18 protein-coding genes and 1 riboswitch are annotated in these 17,214 nt (G+C 31.2%); all 18 genes read left to right on the forward strand.

The features are described 5' to 3' along the window. Window positions 1-326: 326 nt before the first annotated feature. The 18 genes from BET03_RS07100 to BET03_RS07185 all read left to right on the forward strand — a co-directional run bounded on the left by BET03_RS07100 (window position 327) and on the right by BET03_RS07185 (window position 17,209). Window positions 327-797, forward strand: coding sequence for a COG2426 family protein (locus tag BET03_RS07100; RefSeq protein WP_120168762.1), 471 nt, complete (start codon window positions 327-329; stop codon window positions 795-797). A gap of 78 nt (window positions 798-875) precedes the next feature. Continuing rightward, a riboswitch (SAM riboswitch) is annotated at window positions 876-982 on the forward strand. 225 nt (window positions 983-1,207) lie between these two features. Continuing rightward, entirely contained in the window at window positions 1,208-2,404 is a 1,197-nt protein-coding gene (gene metK / locus BET03_RS07105; RefSeq protein WP_120168764.1) for a methionine adenosyltransferase, read from the forward strand. A gap of 277 nt (window positions 2,405-2,681) precedes the next feature. Further along, entirely contained in the window at window positions 2,682-2,984 is a 303-nt protein-coding gene (locus BET03_RS07110; RefSeq protein ID WP_120168766.1) for a hypothetical protein, read from the forward strand. Between the two features lie 220 nt (window positions 2,985-3,204). After that, window positions 3,205-3,741, forward strand: coding sequence for a sigma-70 family RNA polymerase sigma factor (locus BET03_RS07115; RefSeq protein WP_183108770.1), 537 nt, complete (start codon window positions 3,205-3,207; stop codon window positions 3,739-3,741). A 15-nt stretch (window positions 3,742-3,756) separates the two neighbouring features. Beyond that, window positions 3,757-3,990, forward strand: a complete 234-nt coding sequence (locus BET03_RS07120; protein WP_120168771.1) for a DUF1659 domain-containing protein — start codon at window positions 3,757-3,759, stop codon at window positions 3,988-3,990. Between the two features lie 34 nt (window positions 3,991-4,024). Further along, window positions 4,025-4,243 carry a DUF2922 domain-containing protein gene (locus BET03_RS07125; protein WP_120168773.1) on the forward strand — a complete coding sequence of 73 codons (219 nt, stop codon included), beginning with the start codon at window positions 4,025-4,027 and terminating at the stop codon, window positions 4,241-4,243. 210 nt (window positions 4,244-4,453) lie between these two features. After that, window positions 4,454-4,597, forward strand: a complete 144-nt coding sequence (locus tag BET03_RS07130) for a YvrJ family protein (protein WP_120168775.1) — start codon at window positions 4,454-4,456, stop codon at window positions 4,595-4,597. A gap of 122 nt (window positions 4,598-4,719) precedes the next feature. Next, on the forward strand, window positions 4,720-5,310 hold the full coding sequence (locus BET03_RS07135; RefSeq protein WP_120168777.1) for a hypothetical protein: 591 nt from the start codon (window positions 4,720-4,722) through the stop codon (window positions 5,308-5,310). 583 nt (window positions 5,311-5,893) lie between these two features. Then, window positions 5,894-8,125 (forward strand): SF1B family DNA helicase RecD2, encoded by a 2,232-nt coding sequence (recD2, locus tag BET03_RS07140; protein ID WP_120168779.1) that lies wholly within the window; start codon window positions 5,894-5,896, stop codon window positions 8,123-8,125. Between the two features lie 595 nt (window positions 8,126-8,720). Further along, window positions 8,721-9,470, forward strand: a complete 750-nt coding sequence (locus BET03_RS07145) for a ComF family protein (protein ID WP_120168781.1) — start codon at window positions 8,721-8,723, stop codon at window positions 9,468-9,470. Between the two features lie 112 nt (window positions 9,471-9,582). Then, window positions 9,583-9,987 carry a TIGR03826 family flagellar region protein gene (locus tag BET03_RS07150; protein WP_120168783.1) on the forward strand — a complete coding sequence of 135 codons (405 nt, stop codon included), beginning with the start codon at window positions 9,583-9,585 and terminating at the stop codon, window positions 9,985-9,987. 79 nt (window positions 9,988-10,066) lie between these two features. After that, window positions 10,067-10,354 carry a flagellar biosynthesis anti-sigma factor FlgM gene (gene flgM, locus BET03_RS07155; protein WP_120168785.1) on the forward strand — a complete coding sequence of 96 codons (288 nt, stop codon included), beginning with the start codon at window positions 10,067-10,069 and terminating at the stop codon, window positions 10,352-10,354. Window positions 10,355-10,371: 17 nt separating this feature from the next. Further along, window positions 10,372-10,866 carry a flagellar protein FlgN gene (locus tag BET03_RS07160; protein WP_183108771.1) on the forward strand — a complete coding sequence of 165 codons (495 nt, stop codon included), beginning with the start codon at window positions 10,372-10,374 and terminating at the stop codon, window positions 10,864-10,866. Between the two features lie 11 nt (window positions 10,867-10,877). Further along, window positions 10,878-12,749 (forward strand): flagellar hook-associated protein FlgK, encoded by a 1,872-nt coding sequence (gene flgK / locus BET03_RS07165; RefSeq protein WP_120168789.1) that lies wholly within the window; start codon window positions 10,878-10,880, stop codon window positions 12,747-12,749. Between the two features lie 110 nt (window positions 12,750-12,859). Next, entirely contained in the window at window positions 12,860-13,213 is a 354-nt protein-coding gene (locus BET03_RS07170; protein ID WP_120168791.1) for a four helix bundle protein, read from the forward strand. Between the two features lie 63 nt (window positions 13,214-13,276). Then, complete coding sequence (gene flgK / locus BET03_RS07175; RefSeq protein WP_120168793.1) at window positions 13,277-14,782, forward strand: flagellar hook-associated protein FlgK; 1,506 nt, start codon at window positions 13,277-13,279, stop codon at window positions 14,780-14,782. 310 nt (window positions 14,783-15,092) lie between these two features. Next, window positions 15,093-16,406, forward strand: coding sequence for a flagellar hook-associated protein FlgL (gene flgL, locus BET03_RS07180; RefSeq protein WP_120168795.1), 1,314 nt, complete (start codon window positions 15,093-15,095; stop codon window positions 16,404-16,406). Window positions 16,407-16,705: 299 nt separating this feature from the next. Then, window positions 16,706-17,209 (forward strand): REP-associated tyrosine transposase, encoded by a 504-nt coding sequence (locus BET03_RS07185; protein WP_120168797.1) that lies wholly within the window; start codon window positions 16,706-16,708, stop codon window positions 17,207-17,209. The last annotated feature ends 5 nt before the right edge of the window (window positions 17,210-17,214 follow it).

The raw sequence follows: 17,214 nt of genomic DNA on the forward strand, positions 1-17,214 counted from the left end.
AAGGATAATAGGATTATTTGCAAAGCTAAATAAGGGCTAAAAATGGCTATTATACTCTATTATATCAATAATAAATGTATTTTCCTCATAATTTCTTATTATTACTATCCATTAATTAATTTTATGTTAATTTTGTTAACTTCTTTATATATTAATTGTAAATATTAAAATATGCTGTCGATTAAGGAAATATTTCCCGGGAAAATGAAAAATAATTGTATTGCTAAAGTCTAAGTTTAAATTTAATTTCATGGCTTAAAAACTTCCATAAACTGTGAATGTATTGTATAATGGGAGGTAGCAGATTAAAATAGGTGGGTGTAAATATGGGGGATATACTTGAAGTAATAAAAAAGGAGATAATAGTAGTTGCAATTGCAGCTGCACCTGTTGCAGAGTTAAGAGGTGCAATACCTTTAGGAATTTCATTAGGCTTTAGTCCAGTTTATAGTACATTTTTAAGTATTATTGGTAATATTCTTCCTATACCTATTTTACTTAAATTGTTACGACCTATATTTGATTATTTTGGGGATAAGAAGTATATAGGGCCTCTTTTAACTTGGGTAAAAAATAGAACTATAAAGAAAAGTAAGAAGGTTCAACAATATAGCATATTAGGGTTATATCTTTTAGTGGCTATACCGCTTCCTTCTACTGGAGCATGGACAGGGTGTATTGCTGCAACTTTATTTAACATTGATTTTAAGCAGGCTTTTCCTACTATTGTAGCAGGGGTTATTACTGCAGGAATAATAGTATTTACACTAAGCTATCAAGTTACGACACTTTTTTAATAAACAATGTAAAAAAATATTGACTTAGGGTATTTATTGTGATAACATACATTTCGAGAATTGAATAAAAATCTTGATGCCTTATCAAGAGTGACGGAGGGAATGGGCCCAATGAAGTCCGGCAACCGGCAACATAAAGTTGCACGGTGCTAAATCCCACAGAACCTAGTTCTGAAAGATGAGGTAGTGCCTAATCAGCCTCTTCCTTTTGGAAGGGGCTTTTTTAAAACTAAATTTAAAATTGATGATGGAAAATGTAAAATAAAATGATAAATAATAAAAAATCTCATTACAAATAATATGTATCTAAAGTAGTATTGTAAATGGGATAGTCTTAAGCAGAGGTTTTTTAAATAATTTTAAATTTTTAATTTTACATTTTAAATTTCTACACAGGGAGGTAGAGAAGGATGAGAAAATGGTTTTTTACTTCAGAGTCAGTAACAGAAGGACATCCAGATAAAATTTGTGACCAGATTTCAGATGCAGTTCTTGACGCTATTTTAGAAAAAGACCCAGCTGCAAGAGTAGCCTGTGAAACATCAGTAACAACAGGATTAGTTTTAGTATCAGGTGAGATTTCAACAAAGTGTTATGTAGATATTCCTAAAGTAGTAAGAAAGACTATAGAAGGAATAGGATATACTAGAGCCAAGTATGGATTTGACTGTGATACTTGTGCAGTACTTACATCAATAGATGAACAGTCACCAGATATTGCAATGGGTGTAGATGAAGCTTTAGAACATAAAGGTGGAGAAGAAGATGACCTAAGCTTAATAGGTGCTGGTGATCAAGGTATAATGTTTGGATTTGCATGTAATGAAACTGAAGAATACATGCCGCTTCCAATAGCATTAGCTCATAAACTTGCAAGAAGATTAGCTGAAGTTAGAAAAAATGGGACATTAGACTATTTAAGACCAGATGGAAAAACTCAGGTTACAGTTGAATATCACGATAATAAACCGGTAAGAATAGATGCCATAGTAGTATCTACTCAACACAGTCCAGAGGTAGACTTAAAGACAATAGAAAGAGATATAAGAGAATATGTAATTAGAAAAGTTGTACCAAGAGAATATTTAGATGAGAACACAAAATACTACATTAACCCAACTGGAAGATTCGTAATTGGTGGTCCTCAAGGTGATGCAGGTCTTACAGGAAGAAAGGTTATAGTTGATACTTATGGTGGATATGCTCGCCATGGTGGAGGAGCGTTCTCAGGAAAGGACCCAACTAAGGTTGATAGATCAGCTGCTTATGCTGCTAGATATGTAGCTAAAAATATAGTTGCAGCTGGATTAGCTGATAAATGTGAGGTTCAACTTGCATATGCAATTGGTGTTGCACATCCTGTATCAGTATTTGTAGATACTTTTGGAACTGCAAAAATAGAAGAAAGTAAAATAGAGGAACTAGTTATGAAACACTTTGACTTAAGACCAGCAGCTATAATTAGAGATCTAGACTTGAGAAGACCAATCTATAAACAAGTTGCAGCTTATGGACACTTTGGAAGAGATGACCTTGACCTTCCATGGGAGAGAACAGACAAAGCAGAAATATTGAGAAAAGAAGGCTTAAATGCAATTGAAAATTAACAATTGACAATGGACAATTAAATACAATTGAAAATGTAAAATGGAAAATATGATAAATACATGTTAGTAGTTAGTAAGAGTTAAATGTTGAGGGATTGTGAATCCCTCAACAACAATTTTATTACTAAGAACCAAGAACTAAGGACTAACAGTTCAATTTTTTAATGTTGCTGATGGATTCGTAATCCATCAGCTTTTTTTATGTGCATTTAACCCTTCACCCTTTACTAAAATTAAACATATTATATTATAACCAGAAAATAAAGGGTGTGGTCTTGTGGTATTTTGGGTCCTTACAATTATTGTGTATACTTTTTTTATTTATGGTGTTATAGCCTTTTTAAAGAATATATATTCAAAGTATATAAACGATATTAAGGGTGAAATAAGAATTTTAATCAAAGATGCTAATGAAGTTGAGTGGCTAATAAATATACTTAAAAGAAATTTTCACAGTATAACTATAATAACAGAAAAATATAATGAAGAAGTTGATAATATGGTAAAAATAATGTCTAATGATGTTAATATAAAGTATGAAATTTTAGAAGATATTAAAACTCGTGAGGAAGTCGAATGATGACTTTCTTTTTTTTGTTTAGATTCTAAAAAGGTATTTCTGGTTTTCCTTCCTTGAATATTTAAAAGTCTCAAGTTTCCCATTTTAATAAAATAGATTACCATATATACACCGGTAAATTTTAAGGAGGCCTCCTTGTTTAGGAGGGCTTTTTCTGTATAAAGATATAAATTGCCTTATAAGTGAAAGTATTAATGGAAGAAAAGAGGCTAAAACTGAGTTGATTTTAAGGCTTAAACCACTTATTCTGTCATCCATAAAAAGGTATTACAACAAAAAGGATATTTATGATGATTTAATTCAAGAAGGATATGAATTAATTCTTAATGGATTAGAAAATTATGATGAAAAGAAAGGGGTTCATTTTTTAGGATATATAAAACTATTACTTAAGTATCATTATTTAAACAAAAACAAGGATAATGAAAACACTATATCTTTAAACATGCCAATAAATGATGAAGAAGATATGGAACTTATAGATACTATTCAAAGTAAAAGTCTAAACCAAGAAGAAATTATAGTAAAAAGAGAAGATAATGAGATACTACATTCTTCATTTTTAAAGTTGACTAAAAGACAGAGACAGGTAATAAGCTTATTTTATGTAAACAATCTTTCTATTAAAGAAATAAGTAAAAAATTGGGTATTAGTTATAGAACTGTTGTAAATACAAAGGCTACTGCTATAAAAAAGCTTAAAAAATTCTTAGAAAAGAATAGTAAAAAAACCTCCTTTTATCTATATAAGGGGTAGAAGGGAGGTGAGAAGATGGCAGTAACATCAACGGTTCAAAGTTCGAAATTAAGAATTCAACTAGATGGAGGAGTAGACGGAGACGGAAAACAGATTATTAAATCTAAGACCTACTCTAAAGTAAAAACTACAGCTACAAATGATGATATCTATAATGTAGCAACTAATCTAGCAGGGCTTCAAACATATCCTGTATATGCGGTTAAAAGGATTGATGAAGTGGAATTAACAGAGTCTACACAGGTTTAATGGAACTTTAAATAGTTAAGTAGGAGGTGAAAATATGGCTGAAAGAACACTGCAGTTAATCTTTAAAAATACATCTGATAGAACTTCCAGATTATCAATCGAAGATCCTAGGGATAACCTTACAGAGGCAGAAATAAATACAGTTATGAATGATATTATTACAAGAAACATTTTTAGTACATCAGGAGGAGACTTAGTAAGGATAGCAGGAGCTAGAATTATAACTAAGGATATACAAGAATTTAACCTCTAGAAAGCAATTAAGAATTTTTTTAAGTTGTTGATGGATTCGTAATCCATCAACTTGAAAATAAATATAAAATTGCTGAGGGATTACGAATCCCTCAGCAACAAATATGAAAGTGAAACAGAAGACCTGTCACCTGTTTTATTTATTAGTTTAAATTTTGCAAACAGCTAAAAACCAAGAACTAGCAACTGCTTTTCTAGGGAGGTATAAAATATGGAAGATATATATGCTCAAGTAGCAAATTTGGGCTTTCCAATAGCAGTATCAATTTACCTTTTGGTAAGAATAGAAGGAAAACTCAATAAGCTAACTGAGAGCATAAACGAACTTTCAAGAGTATTAAGTAAAGTAGTTTAGAGTTTAAGCTGATGGTCTACAGACCATCAGCTTTTTTTGTGTTTTACCGGAAAAAATTATAGACACTTGACACGAACGTATGTTCGTTTTATAATATAATAAAATTGAAGGGAGTGGATAAATTGGATAAAATTGAAAAACTATTAGATGAAGGAATAATGGCTATTGTTCCAGTTTATATAAATATGAAGGGTAATGTTACAAAAATAATAACTAGAGAAAAAAACGAATTTCAAACTAATAGGAGTATAAAGACCTTTTTAAGAATATTAGCAAGCTTTTATGGAGTTGATTTAAGAGTTTCCAGAAAATATTATGGGAAACTAATAGGAGCAAAGAATATTGTACCATTTTATTTTGATAGAGATAATATTTTAGTGCCTGTTAAGGTTAGAAAGCCAATATCCAAAAATGACGGGGCTTTTGGATACATAAATTTAAAATACATTAGGGAAGTAAAAGAGAAAAAGAAAACTGTTAATATAATATTAGAAGGAAATATTTCAATTAAGTGCCTTCAAAGCTATAGAACAGTTATAAAACACATAAGAGATGCCAAAATATTAAAAAGGGTATGTAGTTATAATGAACCATTAGTAATGGAGGAAAGGGCTAACTTTTATAAAGAATATAACAAACCAGCTACAAAGGGAGATATTGCAGTATTAAGAAATGAAATATTAGATATTAAAAATACACTTAAAAGCAATTGAGAATAGGAAATGCAATTGACAATGGAGAATTGAGAATTAAAAGAAAATAATAGTTATTAGTGGTTGGTGGTTAGTGGTTAGGAAAGTACAGTTGTTAGCTATTGGTTCCTAGTTCCTAGACAAAAATTTTTAGTTTTGCTAAGAGCTGAGAGCAAAGAGCTAGGAACTGCTTTTAATAGCAAGGACTTATTACGATTGTTTTCTAATCAATAATCTTCATAACATTACTAAAATCCAACCACAATCCACTAATTACCAAAAACTGCTTTTAAAAGTAACGGACCGCAGAGCTTTACTGCTTTGGCCGAGTAACGGACACCTTAGCTTCTCTTCCAGGGCATAGTAACGGACCTCGAAGCACTACTTCCTAGGTTAAGTAACGGACATCAACGCCTTACTACTTAGGCTAAGTAACGGACCCCCTAGGCTAGACATCCTTGACAAAGTAACGGTCCCCGAAGGCTAGACTTCTCTGGTCAAGTAACGGACATCTTTGCTTATCTTCTCAAGTCAAATCTACCCTTTAGCATATTATCCACTCTATGTTATAATGTAGAAAACTACTATAATTGGGGGATTTAAATTGCTAACATTAGAGGGTACAGTAGAAGAAATAATATACCAAAATGAGTCTAATGGATATACTGTGGCAATTTTAGAGACAGAAGATGATGTAGTTACTATAGTTGGATATATACCTATAATAAATATAGGAGAAACCTTAAGGGTTCAAGGAGAATGGACATACCATGCAAATTATGGACAGCAGTTTAATGTAGAAACATATTCTACTGTAGTACCTGCTACCTTAAATGGAATAGAAAAGTATCTTTCATCAGGCTTAATACCTGGAATAGGGCCTAAAACTGCTAAGAAAATAGTTGAAAAGTTCGGAAGAGATTCACTTGATATTTTACAATATAATCCAGATAAGCTCAAAGAGGTTGATGGTATAGGTCCTAAAAAGGCCAATAAAATAGCAGAAGCATTCCAGGAACAGCGTGAGTTAAGGGATGTTATGATTTTCTTACAACAATATGGAATAAGTCCAAGTTATGGGATAAGGATATATAAAAAGTATGGAAATGAAACAATTGCAAAGATAAAGGAAAACCCCTATAGGTTATCAGAAGATGTATTTGGTATAGGTTTCAAAATGGCAGATAAAATAGCAAGAAATATGGGGGTAGATTTAAGATCACCATATAGAATAAATGCAGGAATAAAATTTACTTTAATGGAATCTTCCAGTGAAGGACATACATATATTCCTAGGGAAGAACTTATAAACAAGGCTACTTCTATTTTGGAAGTGGAAAAAGAGCTTGTAGAAGAAGGTCTTACAAGTCTTGCTTTAAAACAGGAAATACATATAGAAAATATGGATGATGAAGTGTCTGTGTATTATATGCCCTTTTATTATGCAGAAACTAATGTTACTAAAAAGATAATAGAGCTTTCTCAAGGAGAGGTAAAAGAGCTTGATATAGATGTTGACCAAGAAATTCAAAACCTTGAAGAGGAAAATTCAATAAAATTTGCAAATAATCAGAAGGAGGCAATAAAAGAAGCTGTTAAAAATGGTGTTTTAGTTATAACAGGAGGTCCAGGTACAGGGAAGACTACTACAATTAACAGTATAATTAAGCTATTTGAGGAAAACGACCTTACTGTTTCCTTAGCAGCTCCCACTGGAAGGGCAGCTAAAAGAATGACAGAGGCTACAGGGAAAGAAGCTAAGACTATACATAGACTACTTGAATACACATATGTAGATGAGGAAATGGGAATGGCTTTTGCTAAGGATGAAGGGACTCCAATAGAGGAAAATGTTGTTATTATTGACGAGGTATCAATGGTAGATATACTCCTTATGAACAACCTATTAAAGGCAATACTCCCAGGAACAAGACTGATTTTAGTAGGGGATGTTGACCAGCTTCCTTCGGTAGGGCCCGGAAATGTTTTAAGGGATATAATAGACAGTAAAGTTGTAAAGGTAGTAAAATTAAATGAAATATTTAGGCAAGCCCAAGAAAGTATGATAGTTGTAAATGCCCATAGGGTAAACAAGGGAGAAAAACCCCATTTAAATGTAAAGGATAAAGACTTTTTCTTTATGAGAAGAAATAATGGAAAAGACATAGTTAATACAATAGTAGAGTTGTGTAATGAGAGGCTCCCTAATTTTTATGGATATGACCCTGTAAAGGATATCCAAGTATTAGCTCCTATGAAAAAAGGGGATACAGGGATAAATTCCTTAAACCAGCAATTACAAAGTGTCTTAAATCCTAAAAATCCTATGAAAGAAGAAAAGGAAACGAACCAATTTACCTTTAGAGTAGGGGATAAGGTAATGCAGATAAAAAATAACTATAGGGCAGAATGGGTAATAAGAGAAAATGGAAAGGTTGTTGAAGAAGGTGAAGGTGTATTTAATGGTGATTTTGGGTATGTAAAGGATATAGATAATGAAGAAAGTGAAATGATAGTAGTATTTGATGATAACAAAGAGGTAACATATAACTTTAGTCAGTTAGATGAGCTAAAGTTAGCTTATGCAACAACCATACATAAAAGTCAGGGTAGCGAATTTCCTGTAGTAGTAATGCCTATAAACTGGGGACCACCAATGCTTCTTACCAGAAATCTACTTTATACAGCCATAACAAGAGCAAAGGAATTAGTAGTTTTAGTCGGTATGGAAAAATATTTATATATGATGATAAGAAATAACAGGATTATAAAAAGATATTCAGGACTTAACAAAAGGCTATTTAAGTTTTTTGATGTAAGAAAGAGGGAAATGTAAAGCGGTTGCTAGAAATCACGTGTTTCGTGAATACTCCTAAGATGTCTAGCCTACGTGGACCGTTACTTAGACCTAAGAAGTAAAGCTTGGCTGTCTGTTACTTAACCTGGAAAGTTATGCTACGAGGTTCGTTACTTAACTTAGAAAGCTATACTACGAGGTCCGTTACTATGCCAAAGAAGAGAGTCTAGGATGTCCGTTACTTTAAAGACAGTTTTTGGTGGTTAGTGGGTAGTGGTTGGGGAATTGACCTGAAGAGTTAGACTTTAGGGTCTGTAATTCTCAATTCTCCATTCTCCATTCTCAATTGTATTTAATGGTCCGTTACTTAGACCAATGATGTCTAAGCTTCGTGGTATTTTTAAAATTTTCAATTTTCCATTTTCAATTTTCAATTGCATTTTTCAGGGCGTCCCTCAACAACTGGAAACTACTAGCTTCTTCGTCTTCTACCAGTGAAACATGGGGACAGGTCTTCTGTTTCACTCTGTTCAACGATAGATCTGTCCCCCATTTCACTTTACTAATTTTACATTTTACATTTTCAATTTTTAATTTTCCTCAATCTACTAACTAATTTTTAGGAGATTTTATTATGAGACTAATTAAAAGTACCGTAAAGACCTTTTTCAGTGTAATATTAGAATTAATATATCCAGAGAGGGGTATATGCTTTATATGTGATAAATATGATGAAACCTTAGATGAAGGGCATATCTGCAAAAGTTGTAGAAAAACGTTACCTTTTATAAAAGAACATAGATGTAAAATATGTGGCAAACCTTTAGAATTAGGATATATACCTGATAAATGTCCTGATTGTATTAAAAATAGACATTATTTTGAAAAGGCAGTTTCCCCTTTGTTATATAAAGATATAGTAAAAGATTATATTTATAAGTACAAATATGGAAAAAAGTCATACATGTATAAAGCCTTTGCCCCATTAATGGTTAATGAGTTAGTTAAAAATAATCTTACTGATTTTGACTTAATAGTCCCTGTACCATTACATAGGTCAAAAATGAGAAAAAGGGGTTTTAATCAATCAGAGCTTCTAGCGAGACTTATTTCTAAAAAATTGGATATACCCTTAGATATTAAAAATTTAAAAAGGGTAAAAAAGACATTAACCCAGAATAAATTGAAAAGAGATGAAAGATATAAAAATGTAAAAAATGCATTTAGTATAAAGAAAAAAGGGGTATTCAATAATAAAAGGATACTATTAGTAGACGATATTTTTACAACTGGTTCAACTGTAGATGAATGTAGTAAAACACTCTTAAAAGCAGGAGGAAAGGAAGTTTTTGTCGTAACAATTGCAGTGGTAGATCATTATTAATTTTGTATTAAGACAAAATTATCTAAAATTCTTCAATAGGAAACATTTTTTTGGTAAAATAAAAATGAGTAATATTACCAAAATATCGCAAATAACTTTTGGGGGCGAGTTTATGAATGTAAGAAATTGTGCTAAATGTGGAAAAATATATGCCTATGACGGCTTTAGTCTATGTCCAAGGTGTAGAAGACAAGAAGAGGAAGATTTTAAGAAGGTAAAAGAGTACTTATATGACAATCCTGGTGCCGATATTAAAGAGGTTTCACAAGAAACGGGAGTATCCACTAAAAAGATATTAAGATATTTAAGGGAAGGAAAGCTTGAATTAAAGGATGAATCAAACTTTATATTAGATTGTGAAAGGTGTGGAACACCCATAAAAACAGGCAGGTACTGTGACAAATGTGCTACGGAACTCCAAAAAGAACTAAAAAATGCAGTATCAATTCCTAAAAAAGAAGATACTAGATATACAGGTAAAATGTATGTGGCAAATAGGCATAACAGGAAAAAGTAAAAAATGTGTTAAAGGTATTCCCCATCTTTACCGATAATAGAAGTAGAGAATGAAGAATCGGTAGAGATGGGGTGTTTTTATGAAAATTTTTAATAGTAAAGTACAGAGAATACTTCAAGTATATAAGAATAATAAGGTTAATGACACTAAAGGAAAAACAAAATCAAATAAAACAGATAAACTTAGTCTTTCAAGTAAGGCAAAAGAGTATCAAATAGCAATGAATGCGTTAAAGAAAGCACCAGATGTAAGAAAAGAGAAGGTTGAAAGAATTAAAAGAGAGATTGAATTAGGAACATATGAGGTCAATTCAGGAAAAATAGCTGAGAAAATGCTTGATATGAACAGATTCGATAAAAAGGCTTAATCCGGATGGTGATAAAAATGAGAAAAGTTGTTAAGGGCTTAAAGGATATTTTAGAAAGGGAACTCCATCTATATAATAATATACTTGATTTATCAGAAAAAAAGACTGAAATTATAAAATCTGGTAAGGTAAAGGAATTAGAAAAAACCACTCAAATAGAGCAGAAACTAATATACCAAGCAGGAAGACTAGAAGAAGAAAGAGAAGAAATAATAGAAAAACTAAGAAAAGAGTTTGGTTTAAAGAAGGATATAGATATGACAAAGCTATTAGAACATTTAGACAAAAATGAGAAGGGAATTATAGAAAAGATAAGAAATGAATTGTTAGATACTTTAGAAAAGCTAAAAGAGAGAAATAACTTAAATGGAAGGCTCATTCAAGATTCCCTAGAATATATAAATTTTAATCTAAATTTATTAACAAATGCCTCAAAACAAACTACTTATAGTAATGAAGTAAAAAAAGGTGACCAACCACAAAACAAAAACCTATTTGATGCGAAAGTGTAGGTGGTTTTTCTATGAACATATTTACAGGACTATCAACAGCAATATCGGGACTATATACAAATAAAAAATCGTTAGATGTAACAGCCCATAATATATCAAATGTAAATACACCTAATTATGTAAGACAACAGGTAATTCATTCAAGTGCTGATTATTCACAACTCCCTAATAGCAAGTTTAAATTAGGTACAGGGGTTTCTATACAGGAGATAAGGCAGTTAAGGAATGAATTTTTAGATTTTAAGTATAGATTAGAATCAGAAAAACAGGGATATTGGTCGGCGAAAAATAGTGTTTTTGAAGAAGTACAAGGAATTTTAAACGAAATTTCAGACACAGGTCTTCAAAAGGTTATGGACAAGTTTTGGAATGCTTGGGAAGAATTAGCCAAAGCTCCAGATAACCTTACAATAAGAGGACTTCTTAGGGAAAGAGCTGTTTCTTTTGTTGATACTGTAAACCATCTTGGAGAACAGCTTAATAAGTTTCAAGAAAAACTAAACATAGAAATTCAGAATAAGGTTACTGAAATTAATGATATTGCTAAGAAGATTGCTAAATTAAATGATAACATTGTTATTGCTGAAGCTAGAGGAACCAATCCCAATGATTATAGAGATACAAGGAATAGCCTTTTAGATAGATTATCTCAACTTGTTTCTATGGAATATGTAGAAGAAAAAACTGGTGCAGTTAATGTCTCAATAGGTGGAAAACATCTAGTAAATAGGGAAAAATATTATGAAATTGGAATAGCAAATAGGGATATCTATTGGAAAAACAGTGATGAAAAAGTTAAATTAAATGGAGGAGAATTATTAGGGTTAATGGATGCAAGGGGAAGCGGCCAACGAACAGATGGTAATGTAAGTGATAAGGTAGATGTAGTTTTTGCATATACAGGAGCAGCACCTGCAGTAATAGATGATTATAAAACAGACATAGAAAGTAGATTAGTTCACAATCCAGATTATTACCAAATAGCTGACACAGATATTTCAGATATTATAGATTATATTGATTCACTTTCACTTGAAGATAATACACATAAAAAAGTAATCCTCTTTGATAATAATTCATCAGGGATAGCTAGTGAAACTCAGATGGAGGAATATATAGAGGAATTTAATAAAAGAGGTGTTTCTGTAACAGTTATATCTGACCCAGATAATAAATATGACGCAAGTGGCCAGCAGGGATGGACCGACTTAACTGAAGGAACAGGTGGAAGCTTTTTTGACATAAACAATATTAGTGATTCTCAATTTGCTGAAGAACTTTCACAGGAAACTACAAACACCCTATCTAGACATATGGGTACTGTAAATAATTTTCTAAAAATAATACCTTCAATAAAGCAAAAGCTAAATACATTTGTAAATACTATAGCTAGAAATATTAACTATATACATAGACAGGGAATAGCTTTAGACGGAGATACAGGAATAGACTTCTTTTTAAATACTAATCCTAATGAGCCAATACAAATGGGGAATATTACTTTAAACCCAGATTTAGGTATATTAAATAAAATATCAGTATCTAAAAATGGAGACAGGGGAAATGGTGAGATTGCTAAGGAAATTGCTGATTTAAGAGATAGTTACCTATTTGGAAATATAACCACAGATGATTATTATAGAGATATTGTTTCAGATATAGGTGTTGCAGGAAACGAAGCTGCAACAATGGAAGAAAGCCAAGAAATATTGATATCACAAATAGAAAATAAAAGAGAATCCATATCAGCTGTATCTTTAGATGAAGAGATGAGTAATATGATTAAATACCAACACTCTTATGTAGCCAATACAAGAGTAGTTAACGCAATAGATGAAATGTTAGATAATATTATTAATAAACTAGGGAGGGTCGGAAGATAATTTGAAATAATTAATTATTTCAAATTATCTTCCGAATGTAAAATTTAAAATGTAAAATTGAAAATTAGACCAAAGATACTTGGCGTGTAAAAATATCCTTTGGAGGATTTATGAAAGATAATAATTTGATAAAAGAAAAAAGCTATAATTTTGCATTAAGGATAGTCAAAATGTACAAATATGTCATAAAAGAAAAAAGAGAATATGTTATGTCAAAACAACTTTTAAGGTCTGGTACAAGTATAGGAGCTAATGTAGAAGAGGCTTGTGCTGGTCAAAGTAAAAAAGATTTTATTTCCAAATTTTCAATTGCCTTAAAAGAAGCTTTTGAGACAAGGTATTGGTTAAGATTAATAAAAGATAGCAATATGATAGAATCAAAGTACGTAGATAGTATGATAAGTGATTGTAATGAACTTATTTCTATACTTACTAAAATTATAAAAACGGCTAAAAATAATTAGTTTAATTATTTTACATTTTACATTTTCAATTTTAAATTTTTATTGTGAACGGAGTGAGAAAATATGTCCGGTTGGTTAGGTCTTAATACAGCAATATCAGGGTTATTTGCAAGCCAAAAATCATTATATACAACAAATCACAATATATCTAATGCAAATACTGAAGGATATTCAAGGCAAAAGGCAGTTCAACATGCTGCAGATCCATTGACTTTACCTGGAATAGGAATGTTAGGGACAGGTACAGAGATTACTGAAATAAAGAGAATAAGGGATTCATACATAGATTATAAGTATTGGTCAGAAAATTCAAGTTTAGGTGAATGGCAAGTAAAAAGAGATACATTAGTCAATATAGAGAATATATTTAATGAACCTTCTGATTCAAGTTTTAGACAGTATTTGGATGAATTCTTTAATTCATTAGAAACCTTAAGTACTGACCCATCAAGCTATGCACATAGGTCATTAGTAAAGGAAAAGGCTGTAGCATTAACAAATCATTTAAATGAAACAGTGAATAGACTGTATTCATTACAAAAAGAGTTAAACTTTGGAGTTAAAACTAAAATAAAACAAGTTAATGATATAGCAGGCCAAATAAGAAATTTAAATGACCAAATATATAGACTAGAAATTGATGGGACTAAAGCAAATGACCTAAGGGATAGACGAGCACTTTTAGTTGACAAGCTATCAAAAATTGTAAATGTTCAAGTAAGTGAGAATAGCGGTAAATATAGGGTTTCTATCGGTGGAATAGCATTGGTTGACCATGTTAATATAAGTAAGATTAAGTATCCACCTCCTACTACTGATAATAAGTTTAATCCTAAGGAGAAACTTTATAAAGTAGAATGGGAGACAGGAGAAACTGTAGATTTAAAAGGTGGAGAACTTAAAGCGCTTTTAGACCTTAGGGATGGAGAAGGTGAAGGAAATATATATCGTGGTGTTCCATTTTATATAAAACGATTAGATGAATTTGCTCAGAAACTGGCAGAAAAGATGAATGAGGTTCATAGTGATGGATGGGGATTAAATAATACTACAGGCACATTTCTTTTCACTGCCCATGGTAAGAAAACTTCTGATTATACAGACTTAAGTGAACTTCTGGATGAAATAAGGGCAGAAAATATATCATTATCTGGAGATATTAAATCAAATTCAGACTATATAGCTGCAAGCTCAGCCAATATAGCAGCAGCCTCGAATCCTGATGGGGTAAAGAACAATGAAAATGCCTTAGAACTAATAGAATTAAGGGAAGATAAGAATTTCTTCGATACAACTACTCCACAGGGTACACCTGATGACTTTATAAAGGCAGTATTATCAAACTTTGCAGTTGATAGTCAGCATGCTAATAGGATGGAAGAAAATCAGGATGCAATTATGGCTAATATTAAACAAAAAAGGGAATCAAAATCAGGGGTATCAATAGATGAGGAAATGTCTAACATGGTTAAATTCCAGCATTCATATAATGCAGCAGCTAAAATGATAACTACAATAGATGAAATCTATGAAGTTACTATAAATAGGTTAGGACTGGTAGGAAGATAATCCTTTCGGAATGTAAAATTTAAAATGTAAAATGGAAAATATAATAAATACAATTGAGAAATAAAAAAATTAAATATTGAAAATGTAAAATTGAAAATTAGGCAAGATAAACACAAAAACGTAGAGCACATTTCAATGTGCGATTAGTGAAACAAAAAACTAGTGAAAGAAGGGGACAGATCTATCGTTGAAGGAAGTGAAACAGGAGACCTGTCCCCAAGTCCCATGGGGTGAAGATGGACAATTTAATTAAGAGACTATTTTCCGTTGTTGATGGATTCGTAATCCATCAACTAAAAGGAGGTTTAATATGAGAATAACAAATAACATGTTAGTAAACAACATGATGAGAAACCTAAATAGAAACCTTAAAAAAATGGATAGAATACAACAGAAGCTTTCATCAGGTAAGAAATTTCAACTCCCATCACAAGACCCAATAGGGGTTTCAAGGAGTTTAAAACTACATACAGACATATCAAAAATAGACCAATATAAGAGAAATTTAGATGATGCTAATTCATGGCTTGACATAACAGAATCTGCACTTAGTGAAATAGGAGATGTTTTACAAAGGGCAAGGGAATTAACAGTACAGGCATCAAATGGGACTAATACTGAAGAAGACTTAGAAAAGATAGCTTCAGAAATAAAACAGCTCAAAGACCATTTAATAAATGTAGCAAATACAACATATGCAGGAAGATATGTTTTTTCTGGATTTAAAACAGATGTACCATTACTTGATGAAAATGGGAATTATAAGTTAACTAATTATGAAAATACCTATACAATTAATCCATCAATAACTACTATAACTGGGAATACAGTGTCAAAGTTTGATTTTAGTAATGATAATTTAAAAATACAAATAAAAGAAGGAACTAATACAGATGTAATTACCTTGGATAGTGATTATACAGATATGACTGGATTAATTACTGAAATGAACAATCAAATAAGTAATACAAGCGTAAATGTTACTAACAATGCCGGTAGTTTAGAGTTTACTGGAACTTCAGCTATTGAGATTGTTCAAGTTAGTGGTAATATTGAAGATATTGGATTAGATTATACTATGGACAATATTGCAGCAAATAGATCAATAAAACAAAGTGAAATAATGAGATATAATGTAGGTATTTCAGACCAAGTTGATGTAAATACTGTAGGAACTAGAGTATTTGGTATATTTGATGGAGATTATAGTGATGGTAATTTTGATGAAATAGCTACAGGATACAGAGAAAACTCAGATAAGAAGGCAGCAGATAAAGGGGATGCAGATAAAAGTTATCTTATACAAATATTTGATGATTTAATCGGGGCTTTAGAAAGTAATGACTCAGATGTTATAGAGGAAACTTTAGGTAGAATAGATAAAGCAAACAATAATTTGCTGTCTGTAAGGGCAGATATAGGGGCTAAGGTAAACAGACTAGAACTAACACAAAAGAGATTAGAATCAGCAGAAATAAACTTTACAAAATTATTAGCAGAAAACGAAGATGCAGACCTCTCTGAAGTAATAATGGACTTAAAGATGAAGGAAAATGTATATAGAGCATCTCTAGCAGCAGGAGCTAGAATAATACAACCAACGTTAGTAGACTTTTTGAGATAGAATCTCAAAAAGTCTACTAATTCTAAATTTTAAATGTTAAATATGATAAATACAATTGAGAATTGACAATGGACAATTGACAATTAGAAAAGATTAAAAATGTAAAAAAGTTAGTAGCATGTAGTTAGTTGTTAGTAGCAAAAAAATGCAACTCTTAGTTCTTAGAGTTTTTATTTCGCTGAAAGCACCTCACATTGCCGTTGTCGAGGGACGCCTACGTTCCTCGATCATAGCTTTAAGAAATTTCAACGTTGTTGAGGGATTCGTAATCCCTTAACCATTATTTAGGTAGTGATATAATGTCTCCTACATGGAAAAATCTACAACAACCTAATATAGCTTACTTTATAACTACAACTATAACCAATTATGTCCCTATATTTATAGATAATAAGTATAAAAATATAGTTCTAGACAACTTATATTTTTACAGCAAAAAATATAATTATAAATTAATTGCTTATGTCGTAATGCCGGAACATATTCATTTTATCTTAAGCTTAAAAAGAGAATCTAAACTTCATGAATTTATGAGAGATTTTAAGAAATATACATCTAAACAAATAGTAAAACAATTGAAAGAAGATAATAATAGTGAAATATTAAATGTATTTGCTAATAAAGCGAATGGAAAAGCAAATTATGCAGTTTGGATGCAAAGATATAGGAGTGTTCCAGTTTATAGTGAAAAAATATTAAAACAAAAGATTGATTACATACATAGAAATCCATTAAGAAGAGGGTTAGTAAATGAACTAGAAGATTACCAATATAGTAGTTTTCATATATATTATAAGGAATAAGCTGA

It is taken from the genome of Thermohalobacter berrensis (assembly GCF_003609645.1).
Classification (GTDB): domain Bacteria; phylum Bacillota; class Clostridia; order Tissierellales; family Thermohalobacteraceae; genus Thermohalobacter; species Thermohalobacter berrensis.